This window comes from Acididesulfobacillus acetoxydans, assembly GCF_902729405.1.
GTDB classification, from domain to species: Bacteria; Bacillota; Desulfitobacteriia; order Desulfitobacteriales; family Desulfitobacteriaceae; genus Acididesulfobacillus; species Acididesulfobacillus acetoxydans.
The window spans coordinates 2561808-2578788 of record NZ_LR746496.1 but is presented as its reverse complement, the minus strand read 5'-3'; the positions used below and the strand labels follow the sequence as shown (position 1 = coordinate 2578788).

Sequence of the window (16981 nt, the reverse complement as noted above, 5' to 3'; positions counted from 1 at the left end):
ACTTGCCCATGCCAAAGTCTATTATAAAGCCCTGCTTGTCCGGGTGTCAATCGGTGCTCACAGAAGCTTAACCTCATTAATCAGGAGTTCGAATTTCGTCTGGAGAAACTCCGCCGCTTTCCGGCACAGCAGCATCCTGGCTAAAAAAATCTCGAAATAGTCCATGACCGGACAGATTTCCGTATTAATTTTTAATTCCAAAGTAATATGGCGCTGCTGAGGATGCACCCGCAGGAAGGAATGCTCGACTGCGTAATTCACCCGGTCATGGATATCGAAGGTGGCCGGGTCGCTGTTCCGCACCCGGGAACGGTGGACGTCCGATTTGTCCGCCAGAATCAGGGCGGCAGAGACCGTGTTGACAGGATTCCCGTCTCCTTCGTCGTGGTTCCCGATCGCCCCCATGATCATGGCGATTTCCTCCGGCGGCAAGCCGTGTCTCTCCAGGATGAAAGCAGCCAGGACGGCCCCGCTTTGAGCATGCCCTGTCCGGTTGACCGCGTTACCAATGTCATGGAGATACCCCGCAATGGCGGCCAGTTCACACTCCCGCGCCGGGCGTTCCAGTTTCTCCAGGGTATTCTTGGCGATGTTGGCTACCAGACCCACGTGCCTCAAGCCATGTTCCGTATAACCTATTGCCCCCAGGTGCCGGTTGCCGCCCTCGATCAACCCCTGTACCAGTGCATCCTCCTTGATTTCGCTCATTGTTACGACTTTCATTCCCGCCCTCCCCCGGCAAATTTCTCCCCCATCTCACCCAACTGCCCTACGTCTTGACGCCTGACTGTCCCCCGTCCCTGTCATCCCTGCCGCTGCAGCATACCCTATTCCGCCCGCTTCCGAGACGTCAGGCGTGGGCGATCAGCACGGGCGCGCTCTCAGCCAAAGCTTTCCCGATACTTCGGATACCATACTACATGGTATTTACACTCCTGTCAAAGCCAACACCCTGGCGGACAAGCTTTCACCTCATCTTCTCGGTCCCGCCTAGATACCCCTCTCCCCGCTGTCTCCCGTGCGGATGCGTATCGCCTCTTCCACCGGTATGACGAATATCTTGCCGTCCCCCACGCAGCCGGTGCGGGCCACGCGTAGGATAAGGTCAAGGATGACTGGCACCTTGGCATCCAAAGTGACGATTTCGATTTTCACCTTGGGCAGAAGTTGGGGGAGCACTTCCTGTCCCCTGTAAATCTGGGCGTGCCCTTTTTGTCGGCCGTGGCCGAGCACGCTGCTGACCGTAATCCCCTCTATGCCGGCTCCGGCAAGTTCCTCCTTGAGTTCCTCCAGCTTGCCGGGCCTGATGATCGCTTCGATCTTTTTCACATTAATCCTCCCTTACTATAACAATACAACAATACGCGGGACTCTTGTCCCTTTGCCCAAACGAGCCTGATGGGGTATAATCAGGGCAAAGATGTACTTGGATGTGCCTGCAAGTACCTTGACATACCTTGACATACCTTGACATATCCGGATATACCCGACAGCTTTCAGGCACAACATCCGCAGATCTTATGGGGTAGGCCGCTTGACAAAAATTGTGATTTTAGGGGGGTGGGTCACTTGATTAAAATTGAAGCTTACGTTCGTCCGGAGCGGCTGGAGGCCGTCAAAAACGCCTTGGGCAAGTTCGGCATCCGCGGCATGACCGTCCTGGAGGCCATCGGTTGCGGCCTGCAAAAAGGCCACACCGAAATGGTCAACGGTCACGAGTATGATCTGAACCTGCTGCCCAAAACCAAAATCGAAATCATCGTAGCCGACTCGCTGGGCCGGGATGTCGTCAAACTGATTGCCGACCACGCCCGCACCGGGAAAATCGGGGACGGTAAAATTTTTACTTACCCCGTCGCTGACGCCGTACGCATCCGGACCGGTGAAACGGGTGACAGTGTTATCTGAGCGCCCCCCCACTGCCTCCCGTACACCTCTTTGCTTTAGCACCCCTGAAACAGAACCGGCGGGGTGCTTTTATCATTTGGCTGTTGTTTTACTTTCCGCGAAAAAACGAGAAATAGGCGAAAAGCAAAGCCAGAATAATTCCTGCCGCAATGGCGGCGCCGATAGTGAACCAGGGTGTACGCCTGTCCGTGAGCACCGCAACGAGGGGAGGGTCCGGCTTATCCAACCAGCTCAGGTCCGCTTCCTCGGGATGCCGCAGATCGTCAGCCATGTCTTGGGCTGTCGGGTAACGTTCTTCTTTGCGCCGGCGCATCGCCCGCCTGATCGCCGCCAGAATGCCGGGGTCGATTTGAGGCACAAATTCTCCGAGCGGACGGGGCTCTGCCGTCAGATGCTGATGCATGATGGAGAGCGGATTGTCGCCCGTAAACGGCGGTTTGCCAGCCAGCAAGTTGTAAAACAGGCAGCCGACGGCGTAAATGTCACTTTTAGCTCCGCCCCTCTCACCTTTGATTTGTTCCGGCGCCATATATTCAGGGGTTCCCATGAGCCCGGAAAATCCCCGCCAGGTCACTCTTGGCCCCCCCTCCATCAGGGCAATGCCAAAATCCAGTATCTTTAAGTGTCCGTCCGTGCTGAGGAGAAGGTTCTCCGGTTTCAAGTCCCGGTGATAGACCCCTTGCTCATGGCAGTGCTGTAAAGCCTCCAACAAATTCGCCACCATATATCGGGCCTGGTCCACCGGAAAGCGGCCCTTTTCCCGCAGCACTTTGGTCAGAGGCTCACCTTCGACATATTTCAGGACCAAATAAGGAGGACTTCCTTCGGAATAAGCCAAGGCCACCGGTAAATCGGGATGGTCGAGCAGCTTGCCAATGGCCAGCTCGCGCTTAAAGCGCTCATAAACTGCCGGATCGCCCAGCTGCGAAATATCGGGAAATTTGAGGACGACCTTTGAATCTGTTTGCAGGTCCTCCGCCAGGAAGACGCCGGCAAACCCGCCCCGTCCCAGGGAAATCAGCAGTTTATAACGCCCGTCCAGACAATCACCAATTTCCGGCAGTAACAATGTTAACAAACCTCCGTTACTTTTACGGTCAATATAGTCATATTATCATAACCGCCGCGTTCATTCACTATATCCACGATTTTCTTCTGAATGCTGTCCATGCCGGCCTTTTTCAGGAGGTATTGGCGGAGTTCTTCCTCCGTCAGATGTTCAAGAATTCCATCCGTGATCAGGCAAAAAATATCCCCGGGTTCGCTGCTGCCGCTAAACATGTCGATCTGCAAGAGGGGGCTTTCTCCCAGGGCCCTAATCAGCATGTGTCTATATGGATGGGTTTTGGCTTGCTCAGGCGAGACTAAACCCATCCGCACCAGCTTGGCGACCAAGCTGTGATCTTTCGTCAATTGGGTCAGGGTCCGATCGCGCAGGAGAAAAGCTTTGGAATCCCCGGCGTGGGCGATGAAATACTGACCCTGCCTGAGAAGGAGCGCCGTCAACGTGCATTGCATATTGGCAAATCTCTTGTGATGACTGGCCAGATCAAAAATATGCAGGGAAGCATGTGCAAAGGCGTCTCTTAAGCGTTGAGGCGGTTTCTCCGCATGATCGCCGAAGTAAAACTCTTGCAAGATGACATTGACTGCCTCCGCGCTGGCCACCTCGCCGGCCACATGACCTCCAACCCCGTCCGAGACGACAAACAGGCTGCCCAAAGCTTTAAGAATTCTTTTGTCCGCTGGAATAAAATAAGAAAAATAGTCTTCGTTGCGCGGGCGGATTTGTCCTTTGTCACTGTGCCCGTGTACTTCAAAAGACGTTTGGCAGCGGGTACTTCCTTTTAGATTTAACATTGCATCAACCCCCCAACCAGCAAGGGGGCGCTCGATAAGCGCCCTGATGCAAGTTTATTTTTGGCAATTCGTCGCGCGGATCCGCTGTAGGAACCGGCCCCTCGCTTTAGGGTGATGAGGTCGTCCCCACGAGGATCTTGCGTTCCAATTTTCGGCTGTTGTATACCAGATAAACGATCCCAAGCACTGTCCAGACCGCCGTTCCCACAATCGCCATCAGCGCCGCCATACGCGTATCCCCGCCTCCCAGAATACCAAGATAAATGACCGCCAGGAGCATTCCCACATTGGCCAGTGTGCCCAGAACCGGCACGATCACGTGGAGAATCTTGTTGTGTTTAGGATGGTGCAAATAAGCGACCAAGGAAATCAGGTTGGTCATCCCGTACAGGATGAAGGTACCCACATTAGACAGGAGCGTAACTGCCGTAAGATTGCGAATGGAAATGACACCGAAAGCTCCTATCAGGGCGGACGCCAGCGTAATAACCCAGACCCCGGTGTGGGGAGTGGCATGTTTGGGGTGAAGCAGCCCCAGAGCGCCGGGTGCCTCCCGGTCTTTAGACATGGCGTAGGTCACTCTGACCCCGGTATTCATACAGGCAAGAGTCGAACCGAAAATCGCGATGCCCACGGTTACGGCCACCGCAACCATCAAGGCAAATCCGCTCTGGTTCAACAAGACATTGCCCAGGTTTCTGACCATGTCGCCGATCGGAGCCCCGGAATTCGCAGCCGCACTGAGTCCCTTATAGACGGTCCCGCCGCTTTTGACGGTATAAGAAGTATTGATCCAGGCGTTGGCACCAAAATACTCGAACAGGTAGAAAATCAAACCCTGCAGGATCAAAGACAGAATCACACCCCGGCTGACATGTTTGGGGGACTTTGATTCCGCCGCCAAAGCCGTCGTCGACTCAAAACCCACCAGTAACAGGATGGCAATCGTGGCCTGGAACAAAACGTTCGAGATGCTGTGGGGCAGCACGATGTCACTCAGAGAAGCGTGAACGAACCGGACATGTTCCGGGTTAGTCAGGCGGTACACGAGGGCCAGCACCGTGATGAACACCAGCGTCACAATTTGAATCACATTGATAATCACGGCGGAGGCGGTCGAACCGTTGATTCCCCGGTAAGCTACGGCCCCCGTGAGGAAAGAGATGCCCGCCGCGATTAGGACCTGCACGGGGACGGATAGGTGAAGGCCGAATTGGCCGGCGATATACGTGATCATCGTGGCAAACATAGCCACCATGACCCCCGGATAAACCCAATAATAGAGGTGGGAAAACCAACCGACCAGAAACTTGGCCAGCCGGGCGAAACGGGGCAGTTTCTCCTGACCGGAAAGAAAAGCGTGTTCCGCGAAGTAATACGAACTCCCCGTACCTGCCTCCGGATACAACTCGGCCAGAGTAGCGTAGGAAATGGCCGTCAAAAAAGCCAGCAGCAGCGCGAAGACCAAACCCGCAAACATATCAGCCCCGGTCGTTTTACCGGCTGTATCCACTTGTGCGGCCTGAACCTGATATGTCAACCATAAGAAAGCACCGGGCGCAATCAGAGCCATGGCGTTAACCGTAACGCCGGTGAGGCCCAGCGTCTTCTTCATAGTTGTCTCACTCGCCATAGTGTCTCAACTCCCTCTCTGAAATTCCTTGGTAACGGGACCTGTCAGTTTAAAAGACAGGCCGAATCTGCTATACTATACCTGTCACTTTAGGGAAGGGCATTTCGGACTTGCTTTGCGGGTTACCCGCCAGTACCGCCGCAAAGAAGTTCTCTGCTTCTTCCCTTCTCTATGAAAATCCGGACATTTGCCTCACCCCCAAACAAAAAACGGCGCCTTAGAAAATTCTCTAAAGCGCCGTTGCTTTTCGTAATATACTCGAACCGATGCACTCATCTTCTGAGATGATCAATACGCGCATCTTTCAATCAAGATTATAATCTCTTCCCCACGCGAGTTCAATCCCCTGATGTCATGAATACATGATTCTTCCCGGCCTCATCCTTCGCCGGAAGTCGGCTCGGCCGCCCCATCGTCCGTTTCCGCTTTCCCGCTCTCCGGCGCGTTCTTTCCTTTACCCTCCTTGCCGTCTTTATTTCCGTTTTTCTTGTCCTTATCCTTTTCCACGGTAATTTCCCGGTTTTCCACCGAGGCGATTCCGGCCCGGGTCACCTCGACCTCAATCTTGTCCGCAATCTGCACCATGACGGATTTCTCTTTGATTTTAGTGATCTTGCCATAAATCCCGCCGCTGGTAATGACTTTGTCCTTGACTCTGAGGCTGCTGAGCATGGCTTGGCGTTGTTTCTGCTGTTTTTGCTGCGGCCGGATCATGAGGAAGTACATGATACCGAAGAATACCACAAAATAAAGAATAATGGTCAGGGTACCTTGGCTTGGCATTGTCTAATATCCTCCTTTTTTCTCTGCTTCCCCTCCCGGGATAAGCATGCATGGCACTAGATATTCACCACGGGTCCTCCAAAATCCTGCACAGTCTTTCCATTTTGCTTACTCGAGTCGGTGTAAATCCCGAAAAGAGCTTAGACTCACAGAGGATAACCATACCCGACAAAAAACTCTCTCCGGTATGCCGGCAGCCGCTCAGCCGCTATCGCTTCCCGGATCTCGCGCATCAAGTTTTGCAGAAAGCGCAGATTGTGGATGGTCATCAGCCTCAGCCCCAAGATTTCATCCGCTTTGAGGAGATGCCGGACATAAGCCCGGGAATAGTGACGGCAGGTGTAGCAATCACAGGTCGGGTCGATGGGTGAGAAATCGCGGGCCACCGTGGCGTTCCGTACCACGAGCTTGCCGAAACGGGTTAGGGCGGTACCGTTGCGGGCTATCCGGGTAGGCAGCACACAATCAAACATATCAATCCCCCGCATCACCCCTTCAATCAAAGCGTCCGGCGAACCCACCCCCATCAGGTAGCGGGGCCTGTCCGCCGGGAGCAGCGGGACGGTGTCATCCAGGATCTCATACATTACTTCTTTGGGCTCCCCCACACTCAGCCCGCCCACCGCGTACCCGGGCAAGTCGAGAGCGGTGATCCCGGCGGCACTCTCCCGGCGCAGGTCCTTAAAGGTTCCCCCTTGGACGATCCCGAACAAGGCCTGGCCTGCACTCACGCCCAGGGTCTCCTTACAGCGCGCGGCCCAGCGAGTCGTCCTGGCCGACGAATCCCGGGCGTATTCATGTGAGCAAGGATAAGGAGCGCATTCGTCAAAGGCCATGACGATATCGGAACCCAGAACCATTTGCACCTCAGTCGCAATTTCGGGGCTCAAGAACTGCCGGGATCCGTCCAAATGGGAACGAAATTCCACCCCTTCCTCAGAGATCCGGCGCAAATCCCCCAGGCTGAAAACCTGAAACCCTCCGCTGTCCGTGAGGATCGCTCCCCCCCAGTGCATAAAAGAATGCAATCCCCCGGCGGCACGGATGAGTTCGGGACCCGGCCGGAGAAAGAGATGATAGGTATTGCTCAGGATGATCCCGGCTCCGATCTCCTCCAGTTCTTCCGGCGTCATCGATTTCACCGTGGCCTGAGTCCCCACCGGCATGAAAACCGGAGTCTCGATCATCCCGTGCGGAGTGTGGAGTCTGCCCAGGCGGGCCCTAGTCTTTATGTCTTCTTTCAGTATCTCCAAACGGACGGCTGCCAAAACCTCAACTCCCAGCTTAAAAGATAAAGCCCACATACTTGTTACGGCAAGGGAGCAGTCCCTCACCGGAAAACGAGCGCTTCCTCAAAGGCGTGGGCATGACGCCCTCAAGCCCTGGGCGGGACGAACAATCTGTATACCTTCGTCCCTCTCAAAGGATGAGCATGGCGTCCCCGAAGCTGTAAAAACGGTACCTCATTCCCACCGCCGTCTCATACGCCCGCAGGACAAGTTCCCGACCCGCCAAGGCGCTGACCAGCATGAGCAGAGTCGACTTGGGAAAATGAAAATTGGTAATCAGACCGTCCACCGCTTTAAAGCGATAACCGGGATAGATAAAAATATCCGTCCAGCCATCCCCGGCGGCAACCGTGCCATCCTCCCCGGCGCATGACTCCAGGGTCCGGGTCACCGTGGTGCCCACGGCAATAATCCGCCTGTGTTCTTGCCGGGCCAGATTGATTTTGCGCGCCGTTTCCTGCGTCAGACTGAAATACTCGGAATGCATTACGTGTTCCCGCACATTCTCCACCTGAACCGGTCGAAAAGTGCCCAACCCTACGTGCAGGAGGATCTCCAGGATCTCCACCCCCTGCCTGCGCAGTCGGTGCAGAAGTTCCGGCGTGAAGTGCAGACCGGCCGTCGGGGCCGCCGCCGAACCTCTCTCCTTGGCATAAACCGTCTGATAGCGCTCCGCGTCTGTCAACTCCGTCGTGATGTAGGGGGGAAGCGGCATCCGGCCCAGCCGGTCGAGAATTTCCTCAAATACCCCTTCGTAATGGAAACGCACGAGACGATTCCCGTTCGCTAATACCTCCAGAAGCTCCCCCACCAGGATTCCCGCTGCAAAGACCACTTTCTGGCCCACATGCCAGCGCTTCCCCGGTCTCACCAGAGCCTCCCAGACATCCCTCTCCCGGCGTTTCAGCAGGAGAGTCTCGATGCGAGCCCCTCCTTCCGCCTTTTCGCCGATCAAGCGGGCCGGGATAACCCGAGTGTTGTTGACGACCAGGACGTCACCCGGGCGCAGTAATTGAACCAGGTCCCGAAAATACCTGTGCTCCAGTTCGCCTGTTTCTCTGCGGACCGCCATAAGCCGCGAAGCGTCGCGCGGTTCCACAGGCGTCTGCGCAATCAGCTCCTGGGGTAAGTAAAAATCAAAATCCGAAACTTTCAATCGTGCCTTCTCCTTTTACGGCCCTCGACCCCATCGCCGGGGAGGCACCCCCGAGTATACCAGGGGTTTACCGGGGGGTATACCCAGGGGCATGCGCCCAACTGCGGCAGAATAAAACAACTGAGCGCACATCCCAAACGCCGGGGCCTGCACGCACCTGCCGAAAAACTTACGGCAGGCGGGCCAAAACCATATCCGCATAGTAAAAATTCAGGATTTCAGGGTAGGTAAAACCCAGCTCCGCCATATGATAAGCTCCCCATTGGGACATACCAACCCCATGGCCCCACCCGTGGCCGGAAAAAATGAAGGCCCCGTCGGGCTGGTCATAAGGCAGCGTGCCCTCATTCGAACTGATGATCTTTCCCAGACGAGGCCCCGGCAGGACAGTCAAGGGATTTCGCAGAGACAGCAGGCGGGTCAACGGAGTCGAGGTCTTGGTCGGCACGAACCTGTCCGTGAACAGGGTACCTAGGAAGTCGTCTGTTTCAATCGGCCCGGAAGGATAAAACTTTTGCACAAAAGACCTGCCGCTCACACTGAGCTTTTTTCCCCTATCGTCTTCCAAGCGAACGCTTTTCACCCGGCCGGAAGGGAACTTGTCCAGTTGAATTTTCCGGACGGGCCCCAAACCGAACGTCTTGCCCAATTCGGGGGCGGAAATGACGAAATACCAATCGGCCGTCGGACCCCCGACCCCGACGGAATAAGGATCCGGCTTCGCCACATAATGAGGGTCAGGGTTACTCCAGACATTCTGCGCGTCCTCAGTATACCCCCCGTCATTCGAAGAGTAAAGGGCGTCAATCGGCCGATGTGTGTGGGCGTCAACCATGATCACTCCGCGGGTGTCTCCCACCGCGGCACTGGCGGCACCCTCCACACTTTTGCCCAGGTAAGCCTGATCTCGGTTGGGGGAATCCGTGATGGCACTGCCGCTTTCGGTATGCCTGGCCAGATACGTACGCGCCGCCACCGCTTGGGCCTTCAGCGCTTCCAACCCGTTCTTGGCCCAGGCGTTACTCATCTCAATCGGAACAACCCCTTTCAGATAGTCCTCACTGTCCAGGACATTGGTGAAGCGCCAACGGTCACCGGCCCAAGCCATAACCAGGCTCCCCCGATAGACTACTTTACTCCCCTGCGCATTCACGAGAAAGAAACTGCCGTTCCCTTTTAACTCAAATGTTTCCGGCTCAGCCCACTGAAAAGCCGCCTGATTGAGCCGCCAAACCGGGGCGAAACCGGCCCAGCCCAGTTGCAGACTCTCCCCCGGTTTCAGCTGCCAGACTTGGGAACCTTCCTGCAGTCGATAGGTTCCCTCCTCAACCGTCACTTGGGCCCAACCCGTCTGGCCGAATTTCCACACCAGTTGCACGTCAACTGTCTTGGCCTGCAGCGGAAGGGGCCGCACAAAGACAAAACACAAACAGAGAAGGCTCAAAAAGAAAGCCCTCCGGCACATTTTTCCAAGCATACCGGCACCTCACTCTCTGAGAACAGAGTGCCCGTTTTCCGGATACCCTATGCGAAAGGACTCCTTGGCAGCCCCGATGGATCCCAACCTCACCCAAACCTCAAAGCCCTCCGTCCCGTCCTTGCCGCGGCTACATCGATGCCTCTTAGTCAGCCTGCCACGGCAACGGGGCCCCGGCTGCCGCAGAGGACCCGCAAAGGGTGGGAGAACCGGCTGAGCGTCACACAACCCCCGAGCCTGCCGGCCACGGCGGCTGTCACGGCGGGCCCCAAAGCATGGAGGGCTAAGCGCCAGACGCCCTCGGCTCTCGCCGCCGGAGGGAGACGTATGGAACCCGCCAAACGCCGCGGGCTCAGCCGGCTAAGACTCGGGCGGAAAAAGCCCTCCCTCATCACGGGCCGGCAGCGGAATCTGCAGGTGCCCGTACGCCTTTGAGGTTGCCACTCTGCCTCTGGGAGTCCTCTGCAAGAAGCCCATTTGCAATAAAAAGGGTTCCACCACGTCCTCCAGCGTCTCGCTTTCTTCACCGATAGTTGCCGCCAAAGTTTCCAGACCGACCGGCCCGCCGCTGAAAGTGCCGATGATAGCGCGAAGCATCCTTTGGTCGATTTTATCAAGCCCGGACCGGTCCACTTCCAAACGGTTCAAAGCCTCGGAAGCCAAGTCTTTCGTGACAATCCCGTCTTGCCAAACCTGGGCATAGTCCCTTACCCGTTTGAGAAGCCGGTTGGCGATTCTGGGGGTTCCCCGCGAGCGGCGGGCAATTTCTCCGGCTGCCTCCGGCGTAATGGTCAGGCGAAGAATTTCGGCCGTCCTAAGCGCAATCTGCAGAAGTTCCTCAACTTCGTAAAACTCCAGACGGGCGATCACCCCAAAACGATCACGCAAAGGAGAAGTCAGCTGACCTGCCCGGGTCGTGGCTCCCACCAGGGTAAAGGGAGGCAAGGAGAGCCGGAGCGAACGGGCGCTGGGCCCTTTCCCGAGCATAATATCCAAACACCCGTCCTCCATGGCCGAATAGAGAATTTCCTCCGTGGTGCGGCTCAAACGGTGCACCTCGTCGATAAAGAGGACGTCTCTCGGCTCCAGACCGGTAAGGATAGCCGCCAAGTCCCCCGGCCGTTCCACGGCGGGTCCCGATGTCGTGCGAATGCCGACGCCCATCTCCGCCGCTATAATATTGGCCAGGGTGGTTTTGCCCAACCCCGGCGGACCGTAGAGCAAGACGTGATCCAAGGCCTCTCCCCGCGTCAAAGCGGCTTGGATAAAAACCTTAAGGTTCTCCTTGACGGTACTCTGGCCGACATAGTCCGCTAAACGATGCGGCCGGAGGATCTCGCCTCCCTGGTCAGCAGGCTGCTCCTGCGGCGCGATGATGCGTTCCTCCATCCCCCTACTGCCCTCTCTCTCTCAGTGTGACACTCCACAACGGCCGGACCCGAATCTCATCCCTGCTTAAGCCGGGGGCATGCGGCTAAACCTCTTGGTCAGAGGCCGTCGCCGACTCTCCGCCCTGCTTACCTGCTTGTCCGACTTACCCGTTATGTCTGACCTACCCGCTCTGTCCAACCCCTTCCGCTGTCTCCGATTCGGCAGCGGATCTCACCCACCGGCACCCGGGGCTCACCCGGGTCGGGCCAACAATTTCAAGGCCCGCCTGATGCGCTCCTCGCTGCCCGCTTCTTCGCCCTCCCGGACCGCTTCTCCTAAGGCTCTGCGAGCTTCGTCCAATCCGAAACCCAGGGCCAGGAGAGCTTCCAAGGCCTCCTCGCCCGCACCGGAAACCTTGAGAGACCGGCCGGTGTCCGCCGAATCCGTGCCGCCAAACTTATCTTTTAACTCCAAGACCAGCCGCTCGGCCGTCTTTTTCCCAATGCCGGGGACTTTGGTCAAGAGCTGAACATCCCTCCTGGCAATGGCATTCTCAGCTTCCCGGGCACCAAAAGTCGACAAAACGGCCAGGGCGGCTTTGGGACCAATCCCCGAAATGTTCAGCATTTCCAGGAAAATCCTCTTCTCGGCGGCGCTGGCAAAACCGACCAAAGACAGTTCCTCCTCGCGCACGATGAGGTGGGTGTAAAGCGTTATCTTTTCGCCCACCCGGGTCTTGCCGAGCAACCCCAAGGGCACTGCCAGCAAGTAGCCGACACCCTGAACATCCAAGACTATTTTGTCGTTCTGAATTTCCCAGACTTCTCCGCGCAGCATGCCGATCACTGAAGTTCCCCCATTCGCCGTTGCCAGGTGAAACTGTGGGCATGGCAAATCGCAATGGCCAGGGCGTCCGCCGTATCGTCCGGTTTCGGCACTGCCGCCAAACCCAGAAGCGAACGTACCATCTGCTGCACCTGGACCTTCTCTGCCTTGCCGTAGCCGACCACCGCCTGCTTCACCTGCAGGGGAGTGTACTCATAGACAGGGAGGCCATGCTGAGCGGCAGCCAAAAGCACGATTCCCCGTGCCTGTCCCACGGAAAGCGCGGTGGTGGTGTTGCGGTTAAAAAAGAGTTCCTCCACCGCCACGCAGTCCGGCGTATATTGTTCCAGCAAGCGGTTGAAACTGTCATGCAAGCTCAGCAGCCGGGAGGGCAGCGGAGAACCGGCTCGAGTCCGCCACGAGGCATAAGTCAGCGCCGTCAGCCTGCCGTGACTCTCTTCGATCAAGCCGTACCCCATGATAGCTGTCCCCGGATCGATGCCCAGAATTATCATACCACGCCCTCCGTCTCCCTTACACACGACTTCTGTGCGCCATCCGTGTCTTATCATTATAGCAGTATTCCGGGGGTTAAGGAACATATATTCCCGTATTCTTGTAATTCTTGCCTTCTCGGCCTTGACCCCAACTGCCCCGCGGCCAGCCGCGTTTACTCTCTAAATTGAACAACCCCTCCCGACTCGTCGTTAGCCACGGTCTCACCGGGAAGGGGCTCTCTGCAAACCTTCGACTCCCCTGACCGCAGTCAGAGGATTGCTGCTTTCGTACTCCGCTAGAATTGTTCCGCGATGGATTCCGCCAACTCAAAGTTGGTGTAAACCCCCTGCACATCATCATTTTCTTCCAAAGCGTCAATCAGGCGGATAATCTTGCCTGCCTGGTTCACATCGTCGATCTCGATCGTGCTCTCCGGAATCAGGTTGATGGCCGCCTCTTCTATAGGCAAGCCTTGGTCCAAAAGGGCCTGGCGAACTGCTTCCGTATTCTCGGGTTCGGTATAGACCTGAAAACTCTCCTCGTCCGTATCGAGGTCCTCTGCGCCCGCTTCCAGGGCCAGCAACATGAAATCATCCTCATTCAATTTCAGGTCCTCACGCGGCACGGTCAACTGACCTTTCTCCTTAAACATCCAGCTGACACAACCGGTCTCACCCAGGTTACCGCCGTGTTTGGAAAAGATATGGCGCATCTCTCCCGCTGTCCGGTTGCGATTATCCGTCAGGATGTTGACCATCACCGCCACGCCGCCCGGTGCGTACCCTTCATACCGGAGCTCTTCGTAACTGTCACCTTCGCCGCTTCCCGCTCCTTTTTGAATGGCACGCTGTATGTTCTCATTCGGCATGTTGGCGGCCTTGGCTTTGTCAACGATCAGTTTTAAGCGGAAATTGTTGGCCGGATCGGGTCCGCCCACTTTCGCGGCGACAATCAATTCCCGCCCTATCTTCGTAAAAATCTGCCCCTTTTGCGAGTCGGCTTTAGCCTTCTTGTGCTTGATATTTGCCCATTTGGAATGTCCTGACACGACGACTCCCCCTTATCTAGTCCAAAAAATATTTTAGCATAGGATATTTTCCTTTGTAAAGGGGAGCGCGGGGAGCCCCGGGGCTTCTTCGAGATCAGCGTTCAGTCTGAATTATTAAACTACCTTATATTTGTACTATGAAAGTTGGGTTCCCGCTCAGAGTCTGAACATTTCCGTACTCAAATACCTTTCCCCAGTATCCGCCGCCAGGACCGCCACAGTTTTTCCTTCACCCAGAGAGGCCGCCACCTGCAGAGCTGCGCTGACCGCCGCTCCGGAGGATATACCCACCAGGAGACCTTCTTCACGTGCCAAACGGCGTCCCATTTCCAGAGCTTCCTCATTGCCGACAGTGATCACCTCGTCCAAGATTTGACGATTCAACACCTTCGGTACAAATCCCGCACCGATACCCTGAATCTTATGAGGCCCGGGCTCTTTGCCCGACAAAACGGCCGAAGCAGATGGTTCGACGGCGAAAACCCGGACTCCGGAAAGTTTGGCTTTCAACACTTCGCCCACACCGCTAACCGTGCCTCCTGTTCCTACCCCGGCTACGAAGGCATCGATCTTCCCCAGTTGCTCCAGCAGTTCCAGCGCGGTCGTGCGACGGTGCGCCTCAGGGTTAGCTCCATTCTCAAATTGTTGGGGCATAAAATAGCCCGGGTGCTCACGAACCAACCGCTCCGCTTCCTCAATGGCACCGTTCATCCCTTTAGCTCCGGGACTCAACACGCAATCAGCGCCATAAGCCGCCAGCAGCATTCTCCTTTCCACACTCATCGTTTCCGGCATCACCAGGATAAGTTTGTAACCCCGAGCCGCCGCTACCATCGCCAAACCGATACCCGTATTCCCACTCGTCGGCTCAACGATTGTTCCTCCCGGCAGCAGCAGACCTTGTTCTTCCGCTGCCGAGACCATGCTCAACGCAATCCGGTCTTTGACACTTCCGCCCGGGTTAAAGGATTCCAGTTTGACGTACACATCAGCCATGCCGGGTTTCACGACCCGGTGCAAGCGAATCACGGGGGTTTGTCCAATTAACGCAGTAACAGAATCAGCCTTTTTCAATTTAATCACCTACATCCATATCAATTTAGTATGCTTTATCCTAACATGAGATTTACCCTGTGTCAAGTATAAGATTCACCGGCCCGGTGGTAGGAACGAGTCACCGGCCGGCTCCGGATTCGCAATAGCTAAAGCTAAACATCCCCTGCGCGAATGGGTATCAGGCTTTTACCCTGCGCTCCACTTCGTCCACCAGGGCTTCAATCTGGTGAGGCAATGGAGCTTTAATCAGCCCTATGATTTGTACGTTGCCCCTTTGGACCGGCAGCAACAGTTTCGGTTTCGAGCAGCCGGCGAGAGCGGCCGCCATTTGGGGTGTGACTTCCCCCAGCAGACCGTAAACCGTTATAATGGCCAGGGAACCGACAATCAGATCCACCTTCTCCGCATTAAAACATATGGCTGACTCACCGGACGCTCCCTCTGAAGCCCCCGCGCGCAACATAGCCCCGGTCGCCAGGGCATTTGTCCCTAAAGCCAGAATATCCAGACCGGGAAGCCTTTTGCGCAACTGTTCGACAATATGCTTACCGATGCCGCCACCCTGCCCATCGACCACGGCTACTCTCATCCCTGCACCGCTCCCCTTCAGTTCTATCTTTCCTATCTTTGAGCCTCAGTGGGAACATTATACCATATCCCGAAGCGTTTGCTGCTCTGCGCCACTTATACCATATCCCCATGCGTTTACTCCGCTGTGCCACTACGGCAACCCCGGTCGGACCCGGAGACAAAACCCCGGTTCAGCCGGGCTTGCTTCGGTAACTGTGCTCGAGAGGACTGCCCCCAAAGCTCGGGCGGCAGCCTCTTAAAACAGTCGCTTTTTTGTCATAGGATAATTTAATGTTGAAACACAATAAAAGGTCTAGTAAAAGTTTGCGAAATAGGTTACAATCTAGTTGTGAAATGCACCACAACCGGTGTAATTTACATCGGTTACCTTCTCATCTCACTCCTCCTCAATCTAACCCCTCTGCTCTGGCTCAACAATTTGTTGAGCTTTTTTCTTGTCTTATAGAACATGCGCGGGAAACCTCGGAATTCGGTTCCGGGGATGAGAGCGCATCCCCAAAAGAGTTTCTTGCACATGGTACATATTCGTGGTGCGATTAATCTGTTCAAAACCACAAAGAGTAACGGGATTCAACCTGCTTTATGAACTTCCACATGTTCAGGATGCCTAAGTATAGACTCAAGGTACTGCTTTTGGCTTTATCGTCTGTTCCAGTCTTTTTTTGCGGTATAATCCTGACAAAACCGGACATGCTAGAAAAGGACCGAGTTCGCACTCAATACGCACCTTGAAGGAGGAAAGGATCATGAGCAACAACAAGCCCGAAGTCCCCGAATCCGAAAAGCAGTTGGATGAGCTGAAATGGGAAGTCGCGGAAGAGTTGCAACTCGATGATGACATTGAAGACAAAGGGTTCGAAAACATGACGACTCGCGAAGTGGGCAGAATCGGCGGCAATATGGTCAAGAAGATGATCAAATTCGCCGAAAAGGAGATGTCCGAACACGGCGAAGACATCGTCGAGTAGTTCGCTATATTTCCTTTTCTGTAGAGTTCCCGTGGCGGCCAACGCTGGTTTTCTACAGAACTCTTCTACCGGATTGGCAAAACCGGAGTTTGAGCTTGGACTTAGAACAGGAGAAAGACTCAGTCTTTCTCCTGTTCGCATTTCGGCACGGCCATCGCCGCCGCCAACTCTGACTTCAATTCCTCTTCATCCACCTCATAAGCGAACTTCTCTTTGCCGTTGATGGCAACCACCGGAATCGAATACTGATACTTGCTCATCAGTCGCTCATCCTCGGTGATGTCCTTTTGCACCAGGGTAAAAGGCACGGCTTGGCGAACGTGCAGCAGCACTTTGAGCGCCTCGGAGCACAGGCAGCAGCCTTCTTTGGCGTAGAGCACGACCACGGGAATCCCATGGGGAGTCTCGTGGAGAATCTCTTGGGGAGTGTCTTGGGGAGCGTCTTGGGGAACCCCTATAAAATTTCCGCCTGCCTTCAAGTTGCGCCTCCTCATCTTCCCTCATTACAGGGTAATAGC

At 55.5% G+C, this 16981-nt stretch carries 18 protein-coding genes; 2 read left to right on the top strand and 16 right to left on the bottom strand.

From position 1 onward, the window contains the following. Positions 1–57: 57 nt before the first annotated feature. Complete coding sequence (locus tag MNU25_RS11415; protein ID WP_240985185.1) at positions 58–723, bottom strand: HD domain-containing protein; 666 nt, start codon at positions 721–723, stop codon at positions 58–60. A 267-nt stretch (positions 724–990) separates the two neighbouring features. Further along, the gene (locus MNU25_RS11410; RefSeq protein WP_240985184.1) at positions 991–1329 is read right to left on the bottom strand and encodes a P-II family nitrogen regulator; all 339 of its coding nucleotides are present in this window, start codon (positions 1327–1329) and stop codon (positions 991–993) included. Between the two features lie 240 nt (positions 1330–1569). On the opposite strand from MNU25_RS11410, the gene MNU25_RS11405 reads away from it, so the two are divergent. Beyond that, a complete protein-coding gene (locus MNU25_RS11405) occupies positions 1570–1908 on the top strand; it encodes a P-II family nitrogen regulator (RefSeq protein ID WP_240985183.1) in 339 nt (112 codons plus the stop codon). An 88-nt stretch (positions 1909–1996) separates the two neighbouring features. Here the strand turns inward: MNU25_RS11405 and MNU25_RS11400 are convergent, their stop codons facing one another. From MNU25_RS11400 to MNU25_RS11340, 13 genes are all read right to left on the bottom strand, one after another. Continuing rightward, on the bottom strand, positions 1997–2977 hold the full coding sequence (locus tag MNU25_RS11400; protein ID WP_240985182.1) for a serine/threonine protein kinase: 981 nt from the start codon (positions 2975–2977) through the stop codon (positions 1997–1999). Positions 2978–2979: 2 nt separating this feature from the next. Continuing rightward, positions 2980–3768 carry a PP2C family protein-serine/threonine phosphatase gene (locus MNU25_RS11395; protein ID WP_240985181.1) on the bottom strand — a complete coding sequence of 263 codons (789 nt, stop codon included), beginning with the start codon at positions 3766–3768 and terminating at the stop codon, positions 2980–2982. Between the two features lie 106 nt (positions 3769–3874). Continuing rightward, the gene (locus MNU25_RS11390) at positions 3875–5401 is read right to left on the bottom strand and encodes an APC family permease (RefSeq protein WP_240985180.1); all 1527 of its coding nucleotides are present in this window, start codon (positions 5399–5401) and stop codon (positions 3875–3877) included. A gap of 378 nt (positions 5402–5779) precedes the next feature. Then, complete coding sequence (gene yajC / locus MNU25_RS11385) at positions 5780–6184, bottom strand: preprotein translocase subunit YajC (protein ID WP_240985179.1); 405 nt, start codon at positions 6182–6184, stop codon at positions 5780–5782. A gap of 146 nt (positions 6185–6330) precedes the next feature. Then, positions 6331–7452, bottom strand: coding sequence for a tRNA guanosine(34) transglycosylase Tgt (gene tgt, locus MNU25_RS11380; RefSeq protein ID WP_240985178.1), 1122 nt, complete (start codon positions 7450–7452; stop codon positions 6331–6333). A 151-nt stretch (positions 7453–7603) separates the two neighbouring features. Continuing rightward, the gene (gene queA, locus MNU25_RS11375) at positions 7604–8629 is read right to left on the bottom strand and encodes a tRNA preQ1(34) S-adenosylmethionine ribosyltransferase-isomerase QueA (RefSeq protein ID WP_240985177.1); all 1026 of its coding nucleotides are present in this window, start codon (positions 8627–8629) and stop codon (positions 7604–7606) included. A gap of 169 nt (positions 8630–8798) precedes the next feature. Beyond that, positions 8799–10073 (bottom strand): SpoIID/LytB domain-containing protein, encoded by a 1275-nt coding sequence (locus tag MNU25_RS11370; protein ID WP_240985176.1) that lies wholly within the window; start codon positions 10071–10073, stop codon positions 8799–8801. A gap of 393 nt (positions 10074–10466) precedes the next feature. Further along, positions 10467–11495, bottom strand: a complete 1029-nt coding sequence (ruvB, locus tag MNU25_RS11365; RefSeq protein ID WP_240985175.1) for a Holliday junction branch migration DNA helicase RuvB — start codon at positions 11493–11495, stop codon at positions 10467–10469. A 234-nt stretch (positions 11496–11729) separates the two neighbouring features. Beyond that, positions 11730–12323, bottom strand: a complete 594-nt coding sequence (ruvA, locus tag MNU25_RS11360) for a Holliday junction branch migration protein RuvA (RefSeq protein WP_240985174.1) — start codon at positions 12321–12323, stop codon at positions 11730–11732. Next, on the bottom strand, positions 12320–12817 hold the full coding sequence (ruvC, locus tag MNU25_RS11355; protein WP_240985173.1) for a crossover junction endodeoxyribonuclease RuvC: 498 nt from the start codon (positions 12815–12817) through the stop codon (positions 12320–12322). The genes ruvA and ruvC overlap by 4 nt, the downstream gene beginning before the upstream one ends. 278 nt (positions 12818–13095) lie before the next feature. After that, the gene (locus MNU25_RS11350; RefSeq protein ID WP_240985172.1) at positions 13096–13848 is read right to left on the bottom strand and encodes a YebC/PmpR family DNA-binding transcriptional regulator; all 753 of its coding nucleotides are present in this window, start codon (positions 13846–13848) and stop codon (positions 13096–13098) included. 156 nt (positions 13849–14004) lie between these two features. Further along, on the bottom strand, positions 14005–14922 hold the full coding sequence (gene cysK / locus MNU25_RS11345) for a cysteine synthase A (RefSeq protein WP_240985171.1): 918 nt from the start codon (positions 14920–14922) through the stop codon (positions 14005–14007). 160 nt (positions 14923–15082) lie between these two features. Beyond that, complete coding sequence (locus MNU25_RS11340) at positions 15083–15493, bottom strand: DUF3842 family protein (RefSeq protein WP_240985170.1); 411 nt, start codon at positions 15491–15493, stop codon at positions 15083–15085. 748 nt (positions 15494–16241) lie between these two features. Here MNU25_RS11340 and MNU25_RS11335 point away from each other — a divergent pair. Further along, positions 16242–16463, top strand: a complete 222-nt coding sequence (locus MNU25_RS11335; protein ID WP_240985169.1) for an alpha/beta-type small acid-soluble spore protein — start codon at positions 16242–16244, stop codon at positions 16461–16463. A 119-nt stretch (positions 16464–16582) separates the two neighbouring features. Here the strand turns inward: MNU25_RS11335 and MNU25_RS11330 are convergent, their stop codons facing one another. Beyond that, positions 16583–16942: a glutaredoxin family protein gene (locus MNU25_RS11330; protein WP_240985168.1), complete on the bottom strand. Its 360-nt coding sequence runs from the start codon at positions 16940–16942 to the stop codon at positions 16583–16585. Positions 16943–16981: the final 39 nt, after the last annotated feature.

Bases quoted from the DNA above. Each gene is read 5' to 3' on its own strand.
- MNU25_RS11415 (WP_240985185.1), bottom strand. From the start codon at position 723: ATGAAAGTCGTAACAATGAGCGAAATCAAGGAGGATGCACTGGTACAG.
- MNU25_RS11395 (WP_240985181.1), bottom strand. From the start codon at position 3,768: ATGTTAAATCTAAAAGGAAGTACCCGCTGCCAAACGTCTTTTGAAGTA.
- MNU25_RS11390 (WP_240985180.1), bottom strand. From the start codon at position 5,401: ATGGCGAGTGAGACAACTATGAAGAAGACGCTGGGCCTCACCGGCGTT.
- yajC (WP_240985179.1), bottom strand. From the start codon at position 6,184: ATGCCAAGCCAAGGTACCCTGACCATTATTCTTTATTTTGTGGTATTC.
- ruvB (WP_240985175.1), bottom strand. From the start codon at position 11,495: ATGGAGGAACGCATCATCGCGCCGCAGGAGCAGCCTGCTGACCAGGGA.
- ruvC (WP_240985173.1), bottom strand. From the start codon at position 12,817: ATGATAATTCTGGGCATCGATCCGGGGACAGCTATCATGGGGTACGGC.
- MNU25_RS11340 (WP_240985170.1), bottom strand. From the start codon at position 15,493: ATGAGAGTAGCCGTGGTCGATGGGCAGGGTGGCGGCATCGGTAAGCAT.
- MNU25_RS11335 (WP_240985169.1), top strand. From the start codon at position 16,242: ATGAGCAACAACAAGCCCGAAGTCCCCGAATCCGAAAAGCAGTTGGAT.